The 17,542-nt window shown below is 70.7% G+C and carries 14 protein-coding genes and 1 tRNA gene; 5 read left to right on the forward strand and 10 right to left on the reverse strand.

The features are described 5' to 3' along the window. Positions 1 to 22 precede the first annotated feature (22 nt). Positions 23 to 2,269 (forward strand): LLM class flavin-dependent oxidoreductase, encoded by a 2,247-nt coding sequence (locus H8838_RS16810; RefSeq protein WP_185994543.1) that lies wholly within the window; start codon positions 23 to 25, stop codon positions 2,267 to 2,269. A 66-nt stretch (positions 2,270 to 2,335) separates the two neighbouring features. On the opposite strand, the gene H8838_RS16815 is transcribed toward H8838_RS16810, so the two are convergent. Next, positions 2,336 to 2,418 (reverse strand) — tRNA-Tyr (locus H8838_RS16815). A gap of 129 nt (positions 2,419 to 2,547) precedes the next feature. Here H8838_RS16815 and H8838_RS16820 point away from each other — a divergent pair. Then, positions 2,548 to 3,039, forward strand: coding sequence for a YajQ family cyclic di-GMP-binding protein (locus H8838_RS16820; protein ID WP_181313049.1), 492 nt, complete (start codon positions 2,548 to 2,550; stop codon positions 3,037 to 3,039). A 13-nt stretch (positions 3,040 to 3,052) separates the two neighbouring features. On the opposite strand, the gene H8838_RS16825 is transcribed toward H8838_RS16820, so the two are convergent. The 4 genes from H8838_RS16825 to H8838_RS16840 are packed head-to-tail and all read right to left on the reverse strand — an operon-like array spanning position 3,053 to position 6,719. Continuing rightward, the gene (locus H8838_RS16825; RefSeq protein ID WP_181313047.1) at positions 3,053 to 4,033 is read right to left on the reverse strand and encodes a sulfate/molybdate ABC transporter ATP-binding protein; all 981 of its coding nucleotides are present in this window, start codon (positions 4,031 to 4,033) and stop codon (positions 3,053 to 3,055) included. After that, a complete protein-coding gene (locus tag H8838_RS16830) occupies positions 4,033 to 4,833 on the reverse strand; it encodes a sulfate ABC transporter permease (protein ID WP_181313046.1) in 801 nt (266 codons plus the stop codon). Before H8838_RS16830 ends, H8838_RS16825 begins: the two co-directional genes overlap by 1 nt. Further along, positions 4,826 to 5,674: a sulfate ABC transporter permease subunit CysT gene (gene cysT / locus H8838_RS16835; RefSeq protein WP_181313045.1), complete on the reverse strand. Its 849-nt coding sequence runs from the start codon at positions 5,672 to 5,674 to the stop codon at positions 4,826 to 4,828. Before cysT ends, H8838_RS16830 begins: the two co-directional genes overlap by 8 nt. A 7-nt stretch (positions 5,675 to 5,681) precedes the next feature. After that, the gene (locus tag H8838_RS16840; RefSeq protein WP_181313044.1) at positions 5,682 to 6,719 is read right to left on the reverse strand and encodes a sulfate ABC transporter substrate-binding protein; all 1,038 of its coding nucleotides are present in this window, start codon (positions 6,717 to 6,719) and stop codon (positions 5,682 to 5,684) included. A 263-nt stretch (positions 6,720 to 6,982) separates the two neighbouring features. On the opposite strand from H8838_RS16840, the gene H8838_RS16845 reads away from it, so the two are divergent. Then, positions 6,983 to 8,941 carry a 2-oxoacid:acceptor oxidoreductase subunit alpha gene (locus H8838_RS16845; protein WP_185994542.1) on the forward strand — a complete coding sequence of 653 codons (1,959 nt, stop codon included), beginning with the start codon at positions 6,983 to 6,985 and terminating at the stop codon, positions 8,939 to 8,941. After that, positions 8,938 to 10,050 carry a 2-oxoacid:ferredoxin oxidoreductase subunit beta gene (locus tag H8838_RS16850; protein WP_185994541.1) on the forward strand — a complete coding sequence of 371 codons (1,113 nt, stop codon included), beginning with the start codon at positions 8,938 to 8,940 and terminating at the stop codon, positions 10,048 to 10,050. Before H8838_RS16845 ends, H8838_RS16850 begins: the two co-directional genes overlap by 4 nt. 6 nt (positions 10,051 to 10,056) lie before the next feature. Here H8838_RS16850 and H8838_RS16855 read toward each other — a convergent pair whose 3' ends face one another. Then, positions 10,057 to 10,440, reverse strand: a complete 384-nt coding sequence (locus tag H8838_RS16855; protein WP_185994540.1) for a hypothetical protein — start codon at positions 10,438 to 10,440, stop codon at positions 10,057 to 10,059. A gap of 105 nt (positions 10,441 to 10,545) precedes the next feature. On the opposite strand from H8838_RS16855, the gene rarD reads away from it, so the two are divergent. Next, entirely contained in the window at positions 10,546 to 11,454 is a 909-nt protein-coding gene (gene rarD / locus H8838_RS16860; protein ID WP_224766210.1) for an EamA family transporter RarD, read from the forward strand. 4 nt (positions 11,455 to 11,458) lie between these two features. Here the strand turns inward: rarD and H8838_RS16865 are convergent, their stop codons facing one another. Genes H8838_RS16865 through nuoL form a run of 4 tightly spaced genes read right to left on the reverse strand, consistent with a single transcriptional unit; the run spans position 11,459 to position 17,535 of the window. Further along, positions 11,459 to 12,466 carry a polyprenyl synthetase family protein gene (locus H8838_RS16865; protein ID WP_181311814.1) on the reverse strand — a complete coding sequence of 336 codons (1,008 nt, stop codon included), beginning with the start codon at positions 12,464 to 12,466 and terminating at the stop codon, positions 11,459 to 11,461. After that, a complete protein-coding gene (gene nuoN / locus H8838_RS16870; protein ID WP_181311815.1) occupies positions 12,463 to 14,079 on the reverse strand; it encodes an NADH-quinone oxidoreductase subunit NuoN in 1,617 nt (538 codons plus the stop codon). The genes H8838_RS16865 and nuoN overlap by 4 nt, the downstream gene beginning before the upstream one ends. Continuing rightward, entirely contained in the window at positions 14,072 to 15,589 is a 1,518-nt protein-coding gene (locus H8838_RS16875; protein ID WP_181311816.1) for an NADH-quinone oxidoreductase subunit M, read from the reverse strand. Before H8838_RS16875 ends, nuoN begins: the two co-directional genes overlap by 8 nt. Beyond that, positions 15,586 to 17,535 (reverse strand): NADH-quinone oxidoreductase subunit L, encoded by a 1,950-nt coding sequence (gene nuoL / locus H8838_RS16880; RefSeq protein WP_185994538.1) that lies wholly within the window; start codon positions 17,533 to 17,535, stop codon positions 15,586 to 15,588. The genes H8838_RS16875 and nuoL overlap by 4 nt, the downstream gene beginning before the upstream one ends. Between the last annotated feature and the right edge of the window lie 7 nt (positions 17,536 to 17,542).

The raw sequence follows: 17,542 nt of genomic DNA on the forward strand, positions 1-17,542 counted from the left end.
CCTCCGGCGGATAGTGGTGGTCATGCCTGACTATGGTCACCCTCTGCGCTTCGGCTCCTTCATCACCCCGACGGCCGCCTCGCCTCGACGACCGGTCGAGCTCGCGGTCCTCAGCGAGGAGCTCGGTTTCGACCTCGCCACCTTCCAGGACCATCCCTACCAGCCGTCGTTCCTCGACACCTGGACGCTGATGTCGTACGCCGCCGCACGCACCGAGCGGATCCACCTCGCCGGCAACGTGCTCAACCTGCCGCTGCGCCCGCCGGCCGTCCTGGCGAAGTCGGTGGCCAGCCTGGACCTGCTCTCGGGTGGCCGCGTCGCGCTGGGACTGGGCGCCGGCGGGTTCTGGGACGCGATCGAGGCGTACGGCGGGACCCGGCTGCCCCCCGGCGAGGCGGTGGACGCCGTGGCCGAGGCGATCACCATCATCCGCGGCGTGTGGGACACCGCTGACCGGTCGGTGCTCGCGGTCGACGGCGCCCACCACCGGGTCCGCGGCGCCAAGCGCGGCCCGGCGCCCGCGCACGAGGTGCCGATCTGGCTCGGGGCGCTCAAGCCACGGATGCTGCGGCTGATCGGCCGCGCCGCCGACGGCTGGCTGCCCTCGATGCCCTACCTCCAGCCCGGTGACCTCGGGCGCGGCATGGGAGTGATCGACGAGGCGGCCCGAGAGGTCGGCCGGGACCCCGCCGAGGTCGTGCGGCTGCTCAACGTCGCTCCCGACGCCGGCGCCGACGAGCTGGTGCGGCTCGCCGTCGAGGACGGCGTGAGCACCTTCATCGTGATGGGCGACGACGAGGGTGGGCTGCGTCGCTTCGCCGCGTTGACCGGCGAGGTGCGTGACCGGGTCGCCGAGGCACGCGAGAGCTCCGGGGTGCGCGAGCGCGGCCGGGTCCGCAGCTCCTCGGCCCTGGCGGGTCGACTGCCCGGCATCGGGTACGACGACCTGCCGCCCGAGCTGGCCGAGCGCGCGGTCGAGCCGGGCGACCCGGCGTACTCGCGCTACACCTCCAGCTACCTGCGCGGCGGCGCCCCCGGGCTCGTCCTCCGGCCGCGGAGCGTCGCCGAGGTGCAGACCGCCGTCGCCGTGGCCCGCGAGCACCGCGAGCTGCCGCTCGGCGTGCTCAGTGCCGGGCACGGCATCTCCGGCCGTTCCCTGAACCACGGCGGGCTGGTCATCGACGTCAGCGCGCTCGACACCGTCGAGGTGCTCGACCCCGACACCGGCCAGGTGCGGCTCGGACCCGGGGCCCGGTGGGCTGATGTGGCCCGCACGCTCGCGCCGTACGGGCTGGCGATCAGCAGCGGCGACTACGGCGGCGTGGGCGTGGGCGGACTCGCGACCGCCGGCGGGATCGGCTGGTTCGCACGCAGCCACGGCCTGACCATCGACCACCTGAGCGAGGTCGAGATGGTCCTGGCCGACGGACGGGTCGTGCGCACCAGCCCTGACCAGGAGCCCGACCTGTTCTGGGGCGTGCGCGGGGCCGGCGCCAACTTCGGCATCGCCACCTCCTTCCGGCTCACCGCCGCCCGGGTCGGCACGATCGCGTTCGCCCAGCTCGCGTTCGACGCCAGCGACACCGCGACCTTCCTGGAGCGGTGGGGCCAGGAGGTCGAGTCCGCGGACCGCAGCGTCACCGGCCAGGTGATCCTGGGTGCGCGGCGGGGTGGACAGCGGATCGCCCAGGCGATGCTGGTCGTCGACTCCGCGGACCCCGACTCGATCATCGAGCGCCTGCAGCCGATCGCGGAGATCGCACCCCTGGTGCAGCAGCAGGTCGCGCTCACGACCTACGACCAGGTGCTGGGCCTGTTCAGCAGTGACGAGCCGCAGCAGGGCCGCGGCGAACCACACACCCACTCCGGCCTGGCCGACCACCTCTCCCCCGAGCTCGCGGCCGAGCTCGCGGACCTGCTCGACGCAGGCACGTCGTACTTCTTCTCGATCCGGGCGGTCGGCGGAGCGGTCGCCGACGTACCGAGCGCCGCCACGGCGTACGCCGGCCGCAGCGCGGCGTTCTCGCTCTCCGGCTTCGGTACCGGCCCGGCCTTCGACTCAGCCTGGGAGCGGCTCGTCCCACACCTGTCCGGCAGCTACCTCAGCTTCGAGACCGGTACCGGACCGGAGTGGATCGAGCGCGCCTTCCCACCGGCCCACCTCGCCCGGTTGCGCGACCTCAAGCGCCGCTACGACCCCACGGGTCTGTTCCGCGACAACTTCTTCATCGAGCCCGCGACCGAGGCGCTGGAGGGCCCGGCCGCCTGAGGTCAGCACAGTCGCCTGACATGACTCAGGCCCCCGCCGAGGGCGGGGGCCTGAGCTCCTGTGCTGTGGCAGGTGAAGGATTCGAACCTTCGAAGGCGTAAGCCGACGGATTTACAGTCCGCTCCCATTGGCCGCTCGGGCAACCTGCCTCACACCGTCGCCCCGGAGTCCGTTTGAACCCCTGGCCGACGAGAAGGAAGAATAGCCCAAGCACCGCGCCCGGGGACAACTCAGGCCCTACCAGCAGCGCAGCCCCACCAGCCAGCACAGGAGAGACCATGGCCGACTCGTCGTTCGACATCGTGAGCAAGCTGGACCGCCAGGAGGTCGACAACGCGTTGGGCCAGACCGCCCGCGAGGTCGCCACCCGCTTCGACTTCAAGGGCACCGGCGCCACCATCGAGTGGCAGGGCGAGCACGCGATCGAGATCACCGCCTCGGCCGACGACCGGGCCAACGCCGTCCTCGACGTCTTCAAGGACAAGCTGATCAAGCGTCAGCAGTCGCTGAAGATCCTCGACGCCTCCGAGCCCCGCCCCTCGGGCCAGCAGTCCAAGATCTCGATCACCCTCAAGGAGGGGATCAGCTCGGAGGACGCCAAGAAGATCTCCAAGCTGATCCGCGACGAGGGCCCCAAGGGCGTCAAGGCCCAGATCCAGGGCGACGAGCTGCGGGTCTCGTCCAAGAAGCGCGACGACCTGCAGGCCGTGCAGCAGCTGGTGAAGTCCCAGGACCTGGACTTCGCGGTCCAGTTCACCAACTACCGCTGACCCGCCCGCCGGCTCAGGCCGGGACGACCGCCTGGGCCGGCATCACCGTGGCGCCCTCGGCCGGGCTCAGCCAGACCGTGGTGCCCTCGGCCAGCCCGAGCGAGCGGGCGCTGGTGCGGGTCAGCTGGACCGTGACCTCCTCGCCGTCCACCGTGTGCACGGTCAGCCGCACCTCGAAGCCGATGCGGAGCACCCGGGCCACCGTGCCCTCGAGCACGCCGGCGACCTGCGGGGAGACCGAGACGTCGATGTCGTGCGGGCGGATGGCGTGCCCACCCAGGGTGGTCACGTCACCCAGGAAGCTCATCACGAAGTCGCTGGCCGGCTCGTCGTAGAGCTGGTCGGGCGTGCCGATCTGCTCGACCCGGCCCTCGTTGATCACCACGATCTGGTCGGCGACCTCCAGGGCCTCCTCCTGGTCGTGGGTGACGAAGACCGTGGTCACGTGCACCTCGTCGTGCAGCCGGCGCAGCCAGTCGCGCAGCTCCTTGCGGACCTTGGCGTCCAGGGCGCCGAACGGCTCGTCGAGCAGCAGCACGGTCGGCTCGACCGCGAGCGCCCTGGCCAGCGCCATCCGCTGGCGCTGACCGCCGGAGAGCTGCGAGGGCAGCCGGTGCCCGAACTGGGACAGGTGGACCAGCTCGAGGAGCTCGTCGACCCGGCGCTTGACCTCGTCCTTGGGCCGCTTGCGGATCTCCAGGCCGAAGGCGACGTTCTTCGCCACGCTCATGTGCTTGAACGCCGCGTAGTGCTGGAAGACGAAGCCGACGTTGCGCTTCTGCGGGGAGAGCCGGGTGGCGTCGGTGCCCTCGATCTCGATCGTGCCGGAGTCGGCGGTCTCCAGGCCCGCGATGATCCGCAGCAGGGTGGACTTGCCGCCGCCGCTGGGGCCGAGCAGCGCGGTGAGCTGGCCGGTCGGGATGGCGACGTTGACGTCGTGGAGGGCCACGAAGTCACCGAAGTTCTTGTTCAGCCCCTTGACCTCGATGCTCATCAGCGGGTGCCTTTCTCTTCCTTGGGCCGCAGGATCGCGACGACGACGATGCAGATGACCGAGACCATGGCGAGCAGGAACGCCATCGCGTACGCCCCCTGCTGGTCGAAGTTGAGGTACTTCTCCTCCACCACGAGGGTGGCGGTGCGGGTCTCGCCGAGCACGTTGCCGGAGACCACCTTGACGGCGCCGAACTCGCCGAGCGAGCGGGCCAGGGAGAGCACGACGCCGTAGACGACCGCCCACTTGATGCCGGGCAGGGTGATCCGCCAGAAGGTCTGCCAGGCGCTGGCGCCCAGGCTGGTGGCGGCCTGCTCCTGCTCGATGCCGATCTCCTCCAGGGTCGGCACCACCTCGCGGATCACCAGCGGCAGCGCCACGAAGGCGGTGGCCATGATGATGCCCGGGGTGGAGAAGATGACCTGGAAGCCCCACGACTCCAGCGTCGGGCCGAACCAGCCGCCCCGGCCGCCGTAGACGAGCACGAGGGCCAGGCCGACCACGATCGGCGAGACCGAGAGCGGCAGGTCGATCAGGGCGCTGAGGATCCGCTTGCCCGGGAAGGTGTAGCGGACCAGGAGCAGCGACATGCCGACACCGAAGACGGTGTTGATGGCGACCGCGCTCAGGGCGGCCACCACGGTGAGCCGCAGCGCGGTCTGGACGTCGACGTCGGCCAGCACGTCGCGCAGTGCCTGGGTGCCGCCGTCGAAGGTGTTGATCGCGACCAGCGAGACCGGCCAGGCGACCAGCAGGAACAGGTAGGCGACCACGATGAGGCGGAGCACGTACTTAACCACGCTTCGACACCTTCCTCTGGATCACGTCGAGGAGGACGATCACGGCGAGCGAGATCAGCAGCAGCACGGTCGCGGTGGACGCCGCGGCGGCCACGTTGTTGTTCTCGATGCTGCCGAGGATGCGCACCGAGGTGACCTCGGTCTTGAAGGGCAGGTTGCCCGAGAGCAGGACGAGCGAGCCGTACTCGCTCACGCCCCGGGCGAAGGAGAGCGCGGCGCCCGCGGTGATGGCCGGCACCAGCGCGGGCAGGATCACCCGGCGGAACGTGGTGAGCTTGCCGGCGCCCAGGGAGGCGGCGGCCTCCTCCACGTCCTTCTCCAGCTCGGCCAGGACCGGCTGGACCATCCGGACCACGAACGGCAGGGTCACGAAGAGGAAGGCGAGGAAGACGCTGGCCCGGGTGTTGACCACGTCGAAGCCGAGGGGGCTGTCACGGCCGTAGAGGGAGAGCAGCACCAGGCCGGCGACGATGGTCGGCAGGGCGAACGGGATGTCGATCAGGATCTCGAGCAGGCCCTTGCCCCAGAAGTGGTCCCGGACCAGCACCCAGGCGATCAGGGTGCCCATCACCACGTTGACCAGGGTCACCAGGGCAGCCTGGGAGACGGTCAGCTTGATGGCCGCGGAGGTCTGCTCGTTGGTGATCGTGGTCCAGAACGCTGCCCAGCCACCCTCGGCGGCGGTGATGACCACCGCGCACAGGGGGATCAGCACGAGCAGGCTGAACCAGATCATGGCCACGCCGAGGCCGACCCCGGAGGTGGCGGTCAGGTTCGTGCCGAGGGCCGGCCGGCGCTTGCGCACCGGCCGGCCAGCGGCCTCGAGAGAGACGCTCGTCATGGAGAGGTCAGTCACCCTTGCCGGAGGCGGCGATGGCCTTGGTGACCAGGCCGTCCTCCTCGTCGAAGAACTTCGTCGAGAGCTCGTCCCAGTCGCCGAAGTCCTCGGCCACCGTCATCAGGTTCGGCACGGCCGGGAACGGGTCGGCCGAGTCCTTGGCGCCCTCGACGGTGCCGCCGTAGTCGACGTCGTCGCGGATCGGGCGGAAGCCGGTGAGGGCGAACTGGCGCTGGCCCTCGTCGCTGAGCACGAAGTCGAGCCAGGCCTGGGCGGCCGGGTCGGCGTCCTCGAGGATGGCGCCGGGGTTCTCGATCAGCAGGGTGGTCTCCGGGATGATGTACTCGAAGCCCTCCCCGTTCTGCGCGGCCAGGATCGCCTCGTTCTCGTAGGCCATCAGCACGTCGCCGGTGCCGCCGAGGAAGGCGGTCGTGGCGTCGCGGCCGCTGCCGGGCAGCGAGACGACGTTGGCGAAGAACTTGTCGACGTACTCGGTCGCCTCCTTCTCCGTGCCGCCGTTGCGGATCACCTGGCCGTAGGCGGCCAGGGCGTTCCAGCGGGCCGCGCCGGAGGAGGCGGGGTTGGGCGTGACGATCTCGACGCCGGGCTTGATCAGGTCGTCCCAGTCCTCGATGCCCTCGGGGTTGCCGTCACGGACACCGAAGACGACGACCGAGCGGGAGACGATGCCCTTGTTCGCGCCGGCGTCCCAGTCCTCGGCCACCAGGCCGGCGTCGACCAGGCGGGTCACGTCGCTGGCCACGGAGAAGTGGACGTAGTCGGTGTCGAGACCGGACTCGACGGCCCGGCTCTGGTCGCCCGAGGCGCCGTAGGAGGTCTTGAACCGGTACCCGTCGCCCTCCTCGGTCTTCACGAACTCCTCGGCGATCGCCTTGTTGGCAGCCTCGGGCACGGCGAAGCCCACGATGCTGAGGGTCTTGTCGTCCCCCTCGGACGCGCTCGACCCACCGCAGGCGCTGAGCGCCAGCAGACCCGTCAGCCCGATCGCGGTGGCGATCACTCCCCGACCCTTGATGCTCGACCTCATGTGTTGCTCCCTCGTGCAGCCGTCCTCGGAGACGGCGTTGCTGGTGTTTGACAGGTAATCTACTGCACTTTAGTGGCTTACTCGCCATATGAGACGAAACCTGTCACGTGTCGGGAGTCACCCGCCCTCCCCGCGGGTCCGAGACGGCCCACGCGCACCATTGCTGCGGGGTTACTGTGGGACTGTGCGCCCGGACCCTGGGCGCACACGCGCGCGGAGGCGACCCGTCCTCCGCCTCCTTGTCTGCAAAGGAAAGCCACGCAGTGACGAAGCAGGTCAAGCAGCTCGACCGGGTGATCATCCGGTTCGCCGGTGACTCCGGCGACGGCATGCAGCTCACCGGCGACCGGTTCACCCAGGAGTCCGCCGCCTTCGGCAACGACCTGGCGACGTTCCCCAACTTCCCGGCGGAGATCCGCGCGCCCCAGGGCACGCTGCCGGGAGTGTCGTCGTTCCAGGTGCACTTCGCCGACCACGACATCCTCACCCCCGGCGACCGTCCCGACGTGCTGGTGGCGATGAACCCGGCGGCCCTGCGGGCCAACCTGGGCGACCTGCCCAAGGGCGCCACGATCATCGTGGACACCTATGACTTCACCGCCCGCAACCTGACCAAGGCCGGCTACACGACCTCCCCGCTCGAGGACGACTCGCTGGCGGAGTTCTCCGTGCACCCGCTCGACCTCACCGGGATGACGGTGGAGGGGGTCAAGGAGTTCGGGCTCTCCCGCAAGGACGCCGCGCGCGCCAAGAACATGTTCGCCCTCGGGCTGCTGTCCTGGATGTACGGGCGCCCCACCGAGACCACGGTCGAGTTCCTCTCCCGCCGGTTCGCCAAGGTCCCCGACATCCGCGACGCGAACATCACCGCGTTCAAGGCGGGCTGGAACTTCGGCGAGACCACCGAGGCGTTCGCGGTCTCCTACGAGATCAAGCCGGCCGCGATGGCGCCGGGCACCTACCGCAACATCACCGGCAACCTGGCGCTCGCCTACGGCCTGGTCGCCGGCGGCGTGCAGTCGGGCCTCCCGGTCTTCCTGGGCTCCTACCCGATCACCCCGGCCTCCGACATCCTGCACGAGCTGAGCAAGCACAAGTCGTTCGGCGTGACCACGTTCCAGGCAGAGGACGAGATCGCCGGCGTCGGCTCCGCGATCGGCGCCTCCTTCGCCGGGCACCTGGGCGTGACCACCACCTCGGGCCCCGGCGTGGCGCTGAAGTCCGAGGCGATCGGCCTGGCCGTGATGACCGAGCTCCCGCTGGTCGTCGTCGACGTCCAGCGCGGCGGCCCGTCCACCGGCCTGCCCACCAAGACCGAGCAGGCCGACCTGCTGCAGGCGATGTTCGGCCGCAACGGCGAGTCGCCGCTCCCGGTGATCGCCCCGCAGTCCCCCGGGGACTGCTTCGACGCCGCTCTGGAGGCGTGCCGGATCGCCATCACCTACCGCACGCCGGTGATGCTGCTCTCCGACGGCATGCTGGCCAACGGCTCCGAGCCGTGGCGCGTCCCCGAGCTCTCCGAGCTCCCGGTGATCGAGCCCGGCTTCGCCACCGGGCCCAACCACGAGTCGCCGGCCGACAAGAAGAGCAAGGACGGGGAGCCGGTCGCCGACTTCTGGCCCTACCTGCGCGACCCCGAGACCCTGGCCCGCCCGTGGGCGGTCCCGGGCACCCCCGGCCTCGAGCACCGCATCGGCGGGCTGGAGAAGGCCGACGGGCACGGCAACATCTCCTACGACCCGGCCAACCACGACTTCATGGTCCGCACCCGTGCGGCGAAGGTGGCCAAGATCGCCGAGTCGCTGCCGCCCCTCGAGGTCGACGACCCGGGCGCCGACTCGGGCCAGGGCGCCCGCGTGCTGGTGCTCGGCTGGGGCTCGACGTACGGGCCGATCGGCGCCGCCGTACGCCGGGTCCGCAAGGACGGCGGCCGGGTGGCCCAGGCGCACCTGCGCCACATCAACCCGTTCCCCCGCGACCTCGGCAAGGTCCTCGCCCGCTACGACAAGGTGCTGGTCCCCGAGATGAACCTCGGCCAGCTCTCCCTGCTGCTGCGCGCCGAGTTCCTGGTCGACACCGTGGGTTACAACCAGGTCAACGGCATGCCGATCAAGGCCGCCGACCTGGCCGAGGTGATCGGCAGCCTGGTCGCCGAGGTGGAGGACACCTCCGCCAGCAGCGACGCCGACCTGACCCAGTCCGCCGAAGGAGCCACCCGATGAGCACCACCACCGACCTGCCCTTCCCCGCCGCCCCCGGCACTGCGGGCGTCCCCGCGCTGGGTGAGGGCGAGAAGCAGACCGGCAAGGACTTCACCTCCGACCAGGAGGTCCGCTGGTGCCCCGGCTGCGGCGACTACGCCGTGCTCAAGGCCGTCCAGTCCTTCCTCCCCGACCTCGGCCTGCGCCGCGAGAACATCGTCTTCGTCTCCGGCATCGGCTGCAGCTCCCGCTTCCCCTACTACCTCGACACCTACGGGATGCACTCCATCCACGGCCGCGCCCCGTCGATCGCCACCGGCATCGCCACCGCCCGGGAGGACCTCTCGGTCTGGGTCGTCACCGGCGACGGCGACGCCCTCTCCATCGGCGGCAACCACCTCATCCACGCCCTGCGCCGCAACGTCAACATGACGATCCTGCTCTTCAACAACCGCATCTACGGCCTCACCAAGGGCCAGTACTCCCCCACCAGCGAGGCCGGCAAGGTCACCAAGTCCACCCCCATGGGCTCGGTCGACCACCCCTTCAACCCCGTCTCCCTGGCCCTGGGCGCCGAAGCCTCGTTCGTCGCCCGCACCATCGACTCCGACCGCAAGCACCTCACCTCGGTGCTCGCCGCCGCCGCCGCCCACCGCGGCACCAGCCTGGTCGAGATCTACCAGAACTGCCCGATCTTCAACGACGGCGCCTTCGACGCCATCAAGAACCCCGACACCAAGGCCGACGCGATCATCCCCCTGGTGCACGGCGAGCAGATCCGGTTCGGCCCCCACGACGAGACCGGCCGCGGCACGAAGGTGCTGATCCGCGACGAGCTGACCGGCGGCGTCCGCGCCGCGCTGGCCACCGACGTCCCGGACGAGGCGGTGCTCGTCCACGACGCGCACAACCCCGACCCCACCATGGCCTTCGCGATCAGCCGGCTCACCGACTCCGGCTACCTCAACCAGTCCCCCATCGGCATCTTCCGCGCCGTCGAGCGCCCCACCTACGACGACCAGGCGCGCGAGCAGCTGGTCACCGCGCAGGGCGCTCCCCACGACAACGTCGACGCCGCCGACCGGCTGGCTGCGCTGATCGGCGGCGGCGACACCTGGACGGTCGTCTGACCCTGCTCAGCCCTTGAGGATCGCGCCGATGCGGGTGCTGTAGGACCGGGCGTAGCCGTCGCGGGCGTTGATCCGCACGCGCCACAGCCACTTGCCCTTCTTGCGGGGGGCAAAGATCTTGGTCTTGAGGACGCCCTTCTCGTTCGTCTTGACCTTCTTCGCCTTCTTCCACTTGCACTTGCCGCAGGCCTTCTTCTCGATCACGGCCTTGCCGTCGGGCAGGTTCTCGACCGTGGCCTTGAGCTGGAAGGTGCGCCAGTCCTTCTGCGTGGTGGTCCACTCGATGGCCCGGGTCGGGCGGTCGTCGGCGTGCGCCGGGACGCCGGCGAGCAGCGAGCCGCCGAGCAGGAGAGCGGTGATGGTGACGAGAAGCGCGCGGAAGGTCCGCATGAAGGTGTACCCCCGGAGGAAGCGATCGGCTGTGACGCCCGCCATCCTAGAGGGCTGCCCGGCACCCGGCGCGGGGAACGAGGATCACGCGCCTAGGGTGTGCCGGTGAGCAGATCTGGCGCGGGCGTGGCCTGCGGCGGCGCGGCGTACGTCGTCTGGGGTGCGTTCCCCCTCTACTGGCCCCTCCTGGAGCCCGCCGGGGCGGTGGAGATCCTCGCCCACCGGATCGTCTGGTCGGCCCTCTTCATGTCGCTCGCCGTGCTGGCGCTGCGCCGCGGCGCCCGGCTCCGGGCGCTGGTGACCGACCGGCGCCGACTGGCCCTGCTCGCGGTCGCGGCCGTGGTGATCACCGTCAACTGGGGCGGCTACATCTGGGGGGTCAACAACGGCCGGGTGGTGGAGGCCTCCCTGGGCTACTTCATCAACCCCCTGGTCACCGTGCTGATGGGCGTCCTCCTGCTGGGCGAGCGGCTGCGCCCCCGCCAGTGGGTGGCTCTGGGCATGGCGGCGCTGGCCGTCCTCGTGCTGACGATCGACTACGGGCACCCGCCGTGGCTGGCGCTGATGCTGGCCTTCAGCTTCGGCACCTACGGCCTGGCCAAGAAGAAGGCCGACACGGGCGCGATCGAGTCGCTCGCGGTCGAGACGGCCCTGCTGGCCCCCTTCGCGGGCGCCTACCTGGGCTGGCTCGTCGCGACCGGCGCCGGCCAGTTCGGGGCGCAGGGTCCCGCGCACGCCCTGCTCTTCGCCACCACCGGGATCGTCACCGCCGTGCCCCTGGTGCTCTTCGGCGCGGCCGCCACCCGGGTCAGCATGGTCGGGCTCGGCCTCCTGCAGTACCTCGCGCCGATCCTCCAGTTCGCCCTCGGGGTCTTCTGGTTCGGTGAGGACATGCCGGCCGGACGCTGGGTGGGCTTCGGCCTCGTCTGGCTGGCGCTGGCCCTCTTCACCGCCGAGATGGTCAGCCACCGCCGGCGCCAGCTCGCGCTGACCGCCGGCGCGTCGGCGGTCTAGCCGCTCAGGCCGAGCGGACCGCCACGACGTCCGCGAACGCCTCGAGCGCGTCGCGCACCGGACCCTCGGGCAGGGCGACCAGCAGCTGCTTCGCGTCCTGGGCCTGGTTCTTCACGTAGGCCCGCGCCTGGTCCATCGCCGGGTGCGCGCGCAGCAGGGCGAGCGTCTCGGCGTGCGCCGCGTCGTCGCTCAGGTCCTGGCCCAGCAGCTCGTGCAACCGGGCGTCGGCCGGGTCCGCGGAGCGCAGCGCCAGCAGGACCGGCAGCGTGGGCACGCCCTCGCGCAGGTCCGTGCCGGGGGTCTTGCCCGATTCGACGGACTCCGAGGCGATGTCCAGGATGTCGTCGGAGAGCTGGAAGGCCGAGCCCACGAGCTCGCCGTACGCCGTGAGCGCCTCGACCACCTCGGCGGGCGCACCGCCGAACATCGCGCCGTAGCGCGCGGAGGTGGCGATCAGCGAGCCGGTCTTGCCCGCGACCACGTCGAGGTAGTGCTCCAACGGGTCCTGCCCCGGGGCGGGCTTCACCGTCTCCAGCACCTGCCCCTGGACCAGCCGGGAGAAGGTCCGGGCCTGGATCCGGACGGCGTCCGGGCCCAGGTCGGCGGTCAGCTCCGAGGAGCGGGAGAACAGGAAGTCGCCGGTCAGGATGGCCACGTGGTTGTCCCACCGGGCGTTCGCCGAGTCTGCGCCGCGGCGCAACGCCGCCTCGTCCATCACGTCGTCGTGGTACAGCGAGGCCAGGTGGGTCAGCTCGACCACGCAGGCAGCCGTGCGGACCTGCTCGGAGTCCGCGTGCGGCCCCGTCTCGGCGGCCAGCAGCACCAGCAGCGGCCGGAACCGCTTGCCCCCGGCGGACATCAGGTGCCCGGCGGCCTCGGTGATGAAGTCGGCGCTGCCCCGTACGTGCTCGGCGAGCGCCTCCTCGACGACCGCGAGGCGGTCACGGAGTCGGTCAGCGAGCTCGGCGTCGACGACTGGCAGTGCCAGTCCGGGAGTGGCGTCGGTGGTCACCTGATGAATTGTCCCGCACTGGCCACGAGGTCCAGCAGGGGCCCCGGCACGATGCCCAGCACGAGCGTCGCGGAGGCACCCACGGCGATCGCCGCAGCGGTCAGCACGGACGGCGTGACGACCGACGGACCCTCGCCCACGGGAGCGCGGAAGTACATCAGCACGATCACCCGGACGTAGAGGTAGACGGCGACGGCGCTGGTCAGCACCGCGGCGATCACCACCGGCCAGGCGCCGGCAGCCAGCGCCACCGAGAAGACCGCCCACTTGCCGATGAAGCCCGAGGTGAGCGGGATGCCGGCCATCGCGAGCAGGAAGAAGGCGAAGATGCCCGCCACCAGCGGGGCCTCCTTGCCCAGGCCGGTCCACCGGCTCAGGTGGGTGGTCTCGCCACCGGCGTCGCGGACCAGGCTGACCACCGCGAAGGCGCCCAGCGTCATCAGGCCGTAGGTCGCCAGGTAGAAGAGGACCGCCTGGAGCGAGGTGATCTCGCCCTCGGAGATGGCTCCGGCACCCTGCAGACCGAGCACGCCGGTGAGGATGAACCCGGTGTGGGCGATCGAGGAGTAGGCCAGGATGCGCTTGATGTCGGTCTGGGTCAGCGCCATCACGGTGCCCACCACCATCGACAGCACGGCGACGACCCACAGCATCGGCGCCCAGGACCAGCGGTCCGGGCCCAGGCCGACGTAGAAGAGCCGCAGCACGGCGCCGAACGCCGCCACCTTGGTGGCCGCCGCCATGAAGGCGGTCAGCGGGGTCGGGGCGCCCTGGTAGACGTCGGGGGTCCAGGCCTGGAAGGGCGCGGCACCGACCTTGAAGAAGAGCCCCACGCCGAGCAGGCCGATGGCCACCAGCAGCATCGCCTGGTTGCCCGTGCTGCCGGCGAGCGCCTCGTTGATCGCGGCCAGCTCCATGGAGCCGGCGTACCCGTAGGCCAGCGCGGCGCCGTAGAGGAAGAACGCCGAGGAGAAGGCGCCGAGGAGGAAGTACTTCATCGCCGCCTCCTGGCTCAGCAGCCGGCGCCGACGCGCCAGGCCGCAGAGCACGTAGAGCGGCAGCGAGAGGATCTCCAGGGCGACGAACATCGTCAGCAGGTCGTTGGCCGCCGGGAAGAGCAGCATGCCGGAGACCGCGAAGAGCAGCAGCGGGTAGATCTCGGTGTGCTCCAGGCCGCGGGTCGAGGCCTGGCGCTCCGCCTCGGTGCCGGGCAGCGCGGCCGCCTGGCCGGAGAACGCGGAGACCCCGCCGTCGAGGCGCCGCTCGGCGAAGAGCAGCGTGCCCAGGATGGCCAGGACCAGGATCAGGCCCCAGATGAAGAGCGAGGGGCCGTCGACGGCCACGGTGCCCATCGCGGCGAGCACGCCGTACGCGGCGCCGTCCCCGTGCACCAGGCCGCTCGCCTCGTCGGCGCCGGCGTAGTCGACGGCGATCATCACGGTGCACGCGAGCGCGGCCACCAGACCACCCAGCGTGAGGCTGGCCTGGGTGACGTAGCGGTAGGCACGGGGCACGAAGGCCTCGACGATCACTCCGACGCAGGCCACGCCGAAGACGACCAGCAGCGGTGTCAGCTGGAAGTAGTCGAGGGACGGCTTGACGAACTCAGTCACTGATGGCTCCCACGGTGGGCGGGTCGTCGGTCACTCCGACGTAGGTCAGGGTGTCCTCGACGTTGGGGTTGATGACGTCGAGCAGCGGCATCGGGGCGAACCCGAAGAGGACCAGCGCCAGCAGCAGCGGGGCCACGGTGCCGACCTCCCGGACGTCCAGGTCCTTGACGCCGGAGAACTCCGGCCGGACCGGGCCGGTCATGGTGCGCTGGTAGGTCCAGAGGATGTAGATCGCGGCCAGCACGATCGCGGTGACCGCGACCGCCCCGGCCCACCAGGCGTAGCCGAACGCCGCGATGATGACCAGCATCTCGGAGACGAACGGGGAGAGCCCCGGCAGGCCCAGCGAGGCGAGACCGGCGACCAGGAAGGTCCCGGCCAGCACCGGCGCCACCTTCTCCAGGCCGCCCATCTGGCTGATCAGCGGCGTGCCGCTGCGCCGGATCATGAAGCCGGCGACCAGGAAGAGCGCCGCGGTCGCCAGACCGTGGTTGACCATGTAGAGGATCGCGCCGGACGCGCCCTGGCTGGAGAAGACGAAGATGCCGAGCACGATCAGGCCGAAGTGCGACAGCGAGGTCAGACCGATCAGCCGCAGGACGTCGTCCTGGCCGATCGCGACCAGCGCGCCGTAGACGATCGAGATCAGCGCCAGCACGACCACCACCGGGGTGGCCCACTGGGAGGCGTCGGGCAGCAGGCCGAGGCAGAACCGCAGCATGCCGAAGGTGCCGATCTTGTCCAGGACGCAGACCAGCAGCACCGAGGTGCCGGTGGTCGCCTTCTCGGTGGTGTCGGCCAGCCAGGTGTGCACCGGGAACAGCGGCGCCTTGATCGCGAAGGCGATGAAGAAGCCGACGAACAGCCAGCGCTGCGTGGTCTCGTCGATGTCCAGCGCGGCCAGGTCGCCGATCAGGTACGACGGCGAGCCGGCGTCGGCGGAGACGACGTACAGGCCGATCACCGAGGCGAGCATGACCAGGCCGCCGGCGAGCTGGTAGATCAGGAACTTCGTCGCCGCCCGGGAGCGCCCGGCGCGGCCGAAGCCGGCGATCAGGAAGTACGCCGGGATCAGCGTCGCCTCGAAGACGACGTAGAAGAGGAAGACGTCGGTGGCGGTGAAGACCGCCAGCGAGAGCGCCTCCAGCGCCAGCACCCAGCCGAAGAACGCGCGGGTCGAGCCCTCGTCGCTGTCGCGCCAGGAGGCCAGCATCACCAGCGGCACCAGGACCACGGTGAGCAGCACCATGACCAGGCCGAGGCCGTCGAGCCCGAGCGCGTAGTGGGCGCCGAGCAGGCTGATCCACTCGTGCTGCTCGGTGAACTGGAAGCCGCCGTCGAGGTCGAAGCCCCCGAGCAGCACCCCTGCGGGCACCAGGGTGGCCACGGAGAACCCGAGGCCCACCTGCTTGGCCAGCGGCTCACCGGGCCCGCTGGGGAGGAACGCCGTCACCAGCGCCCCGACGAGCGGGACGAGGATCAGGATGGTCAACCAGGGAAGTTCGCTCATGCGAGGTTCACCGCCAGCAGGGCCAGGACGACGAGCAGCACGCCGCCGACAACGGAAAGGGCGTAGGAGCGGACGAAGCCGTTCTGGAGGCGTCGGGCCACGGTGGACAGGCCTCCGAGGGCGGCGGCGCCGCCCTCGACGGTACCGTCCACGCCGACCCGGTCGATGACCGTGAGGTCACGGGTCAGCCGGGCTCCGGGACGGATCACCAGCGCGTCGTTGATCTGGTCGCCGTACAGGTCGGCACGCGCGGCCCGGGTGGCCCAGGAGACCTGGGCGGGAGCGGTGCGCGGCACCTCCTTGCGACCCACCAGGTACCAGGCGGCGGCCACGCCGAGCGCCACCACCAGGGTGACGACGACGCTGATCACGATCGGCGGCACCGCGAGCTCGTGGTGCTCCGCGACGCCGGTCACCGGCGCCAGGAAGTCGACGATCCAGTCGCCCAGCAGCAGCACACCACCGAGCACCGAGAGCGCGGCCAGCACGATCAACGGCACCGTCATCACCTTGGGCGACTCGTGCGGGTGCACGTCCGGCGCCCAGCGCTTCTCGCCGAAGAAGGTCATCAGCATCAGCCGGGTCATGTAGAAGCCGGTGACGCCCGCACCGAGGAGCGCGCAGAGCCCGACCAGCAGGTTCTCCGACAGCGCGGTCTCGATGATCTTGTCCTTCGACCAGAAGCCGGAGAAGAGCGGGAACCCGATGATCGCCAGGTAGCCCATCGCGAAGGTGAGGAAGGTGACCGGCATCAGCTTGCGCAGGCCGCCGTAGTGGCGCATGTCCACGTCGTCGTTCATCCCGTGCATCACCGAGCCGGCGCCCAGGAACATGTTGGCCTTGAAGAAGCCGTGGGTGAGCAGGTGGAAGATCGCGAACGCGTAGCCCGCCACGCCGAGGCCGGCGGCCAGCATCATGTAGCCGATCTGGCTCATCGTGGAGCCGGCCAGGGCCTTCTTGATGTCGTCCTTGGCGCAGCCGAGGACCGCACCCCACAGGAGCGTGACCGTCGCGACGATCACCGTCACGGTCTGGGCCACCGGAGCGTTCTCGAAGATGAAGTTGGCGCGCACCACCAGGTAGACGCCGGCGGTGACCATGGTCGCGGCGTGGATCAGCGCGGAGACCGGGGTCGGGCCCTCCATCGCGTCCAGCAGCCAGGCCTGCAGCGGGACCTGCGCGGACTTTCCGCAGGCGCCGAGCAGGAGCAGCAGGCCGATCGCGTTGAGCGTGCCCTGGGACCACTCCCCCTCCGCGACCTGGAAGCTGATCGAGGCGAAGTCGGTGGTGGCGAAGGTGGCGAACATCAGCGCGATCGCCAGCGACAGGCCGATGTCACCGACCCGGTTGATCACGAACGCCTTCTTGGCCGCGGCCGCCGCGGACGGCTTGTGCTGCCAGAAGCCGATCAGCAGGTAGGACGCGAGACCCACGCCCTCCCAGCCGAGGAAGACGCCCAGGAAGTTGGCCGACATGACCAGGACGAGCATCGCGGCCACGAAGAGGTTGAGGTACCCGAAGAACCGGCGACGGCGCGGGTCGTGCTCCATGTAGCCGATCGAGTAGACGTGGATGAGCGTGCCCACGCCGGTGATCAGCAGCAGGAAGAGCGCCGTCAGCGGGTCGTAGAGCAGGTCCATCCCGACCTCGAGGCGGCCCACCTCGAACCAGGTGTAGAGGGACTGGGCGACCTGGCGGTCGGCGTCGTCGCGGCCGAGCAGGGCGACGAAGGCCGCCACGCTGAGGCCGAACGAGCCGGCCACCGTCGCGGTGCCGAGCCAGTGGCCCCACCGGTCCATGGCGCCACGGGCCAGCGCGCCGCCCAGCAGCAGCACCACGGAGCCGGCCAGCGGCAACGCGATGATCAGCCAGAGCAGGGTGAACACGCCATCGGCGGCACCGGGGTCGACGACCGGCACAACGGCGTCGGCAAGGGAGATTTGCATGTCAGGG

Origin of the sequence: Nocardioides campestrisoli, from assembly GCF_013624435.2 — a bacterium.
In the GTDB taxonomy this organism is placed as follows: Bacteria; Actinomycetota; Actinomycetes; order Propionibacteriales; family Nocardioidaceae; genus Nocardioides; species Nocardioides campestrisoli.

Coding starts and splice junctions, on each gene's coding strand:
- H8838_RS16820 (WP_181313049.1), top strand. CDS start 2,548: ATGGCCGACTCGTCGTTCGACATCGTGAGCAAGCTGGACCGCCAGGAG.
- H8838_RS16825 (WP_181313047.1), bottom strand. CDS start 4,033: ATGAGCATCGAGGTCAAGGGGCTGAACAAGAACTTCGGTGACTTCGTG.
- nuoL (WP_185994538.1), bottom strand. CDS start 17,535: ATGCAAATCTCCCTTGCCGACGCCGTTGTGCCGGTCGTCGACCCCGGT.
- H8838_RS16840 (WP_181313044.1), bottom strand. CDS start 6,719: ATGAGGTCGAGCATCAAGGGTCGGGGAGTGATCGCCACCGCGATCGGG.
- H8838_RS16810 (WP_185994543.1), top strand. CDS start 23: ATGCCTGACTATGGTCACCCTCTGCGCTTCGGCTCCTTCATCACCCCG.
- H8838_RS16850 (WP_185994541.1), top strand. CDS start 8,938: ATGAGCACCACCACCGACCTGCCCTTCCCCGCCGCCCCCGGCACTGCG.
- cysT (WP_181313045.1), bottom strand. CDS start 5,674: ATGACGAGCGTCTCTCTCGAGGCCGCTGGCCGGCCGGTGCGCAAGCGC.
- H8838_RS16875 (WP_181311816.1), bottom strand. CDS start 15,589: ATGAGCGAACTTCCCTGGTTGACCATCCTGATCCTCGTCCCGCTCGTC.
- H8838_RS16855 (WP_185994540.1), bottom strand. CDS start 10,440: ATGCGGACCTTCCGCGCGCTTCTCGTCACCATCACCGCTCTCCTGCTC.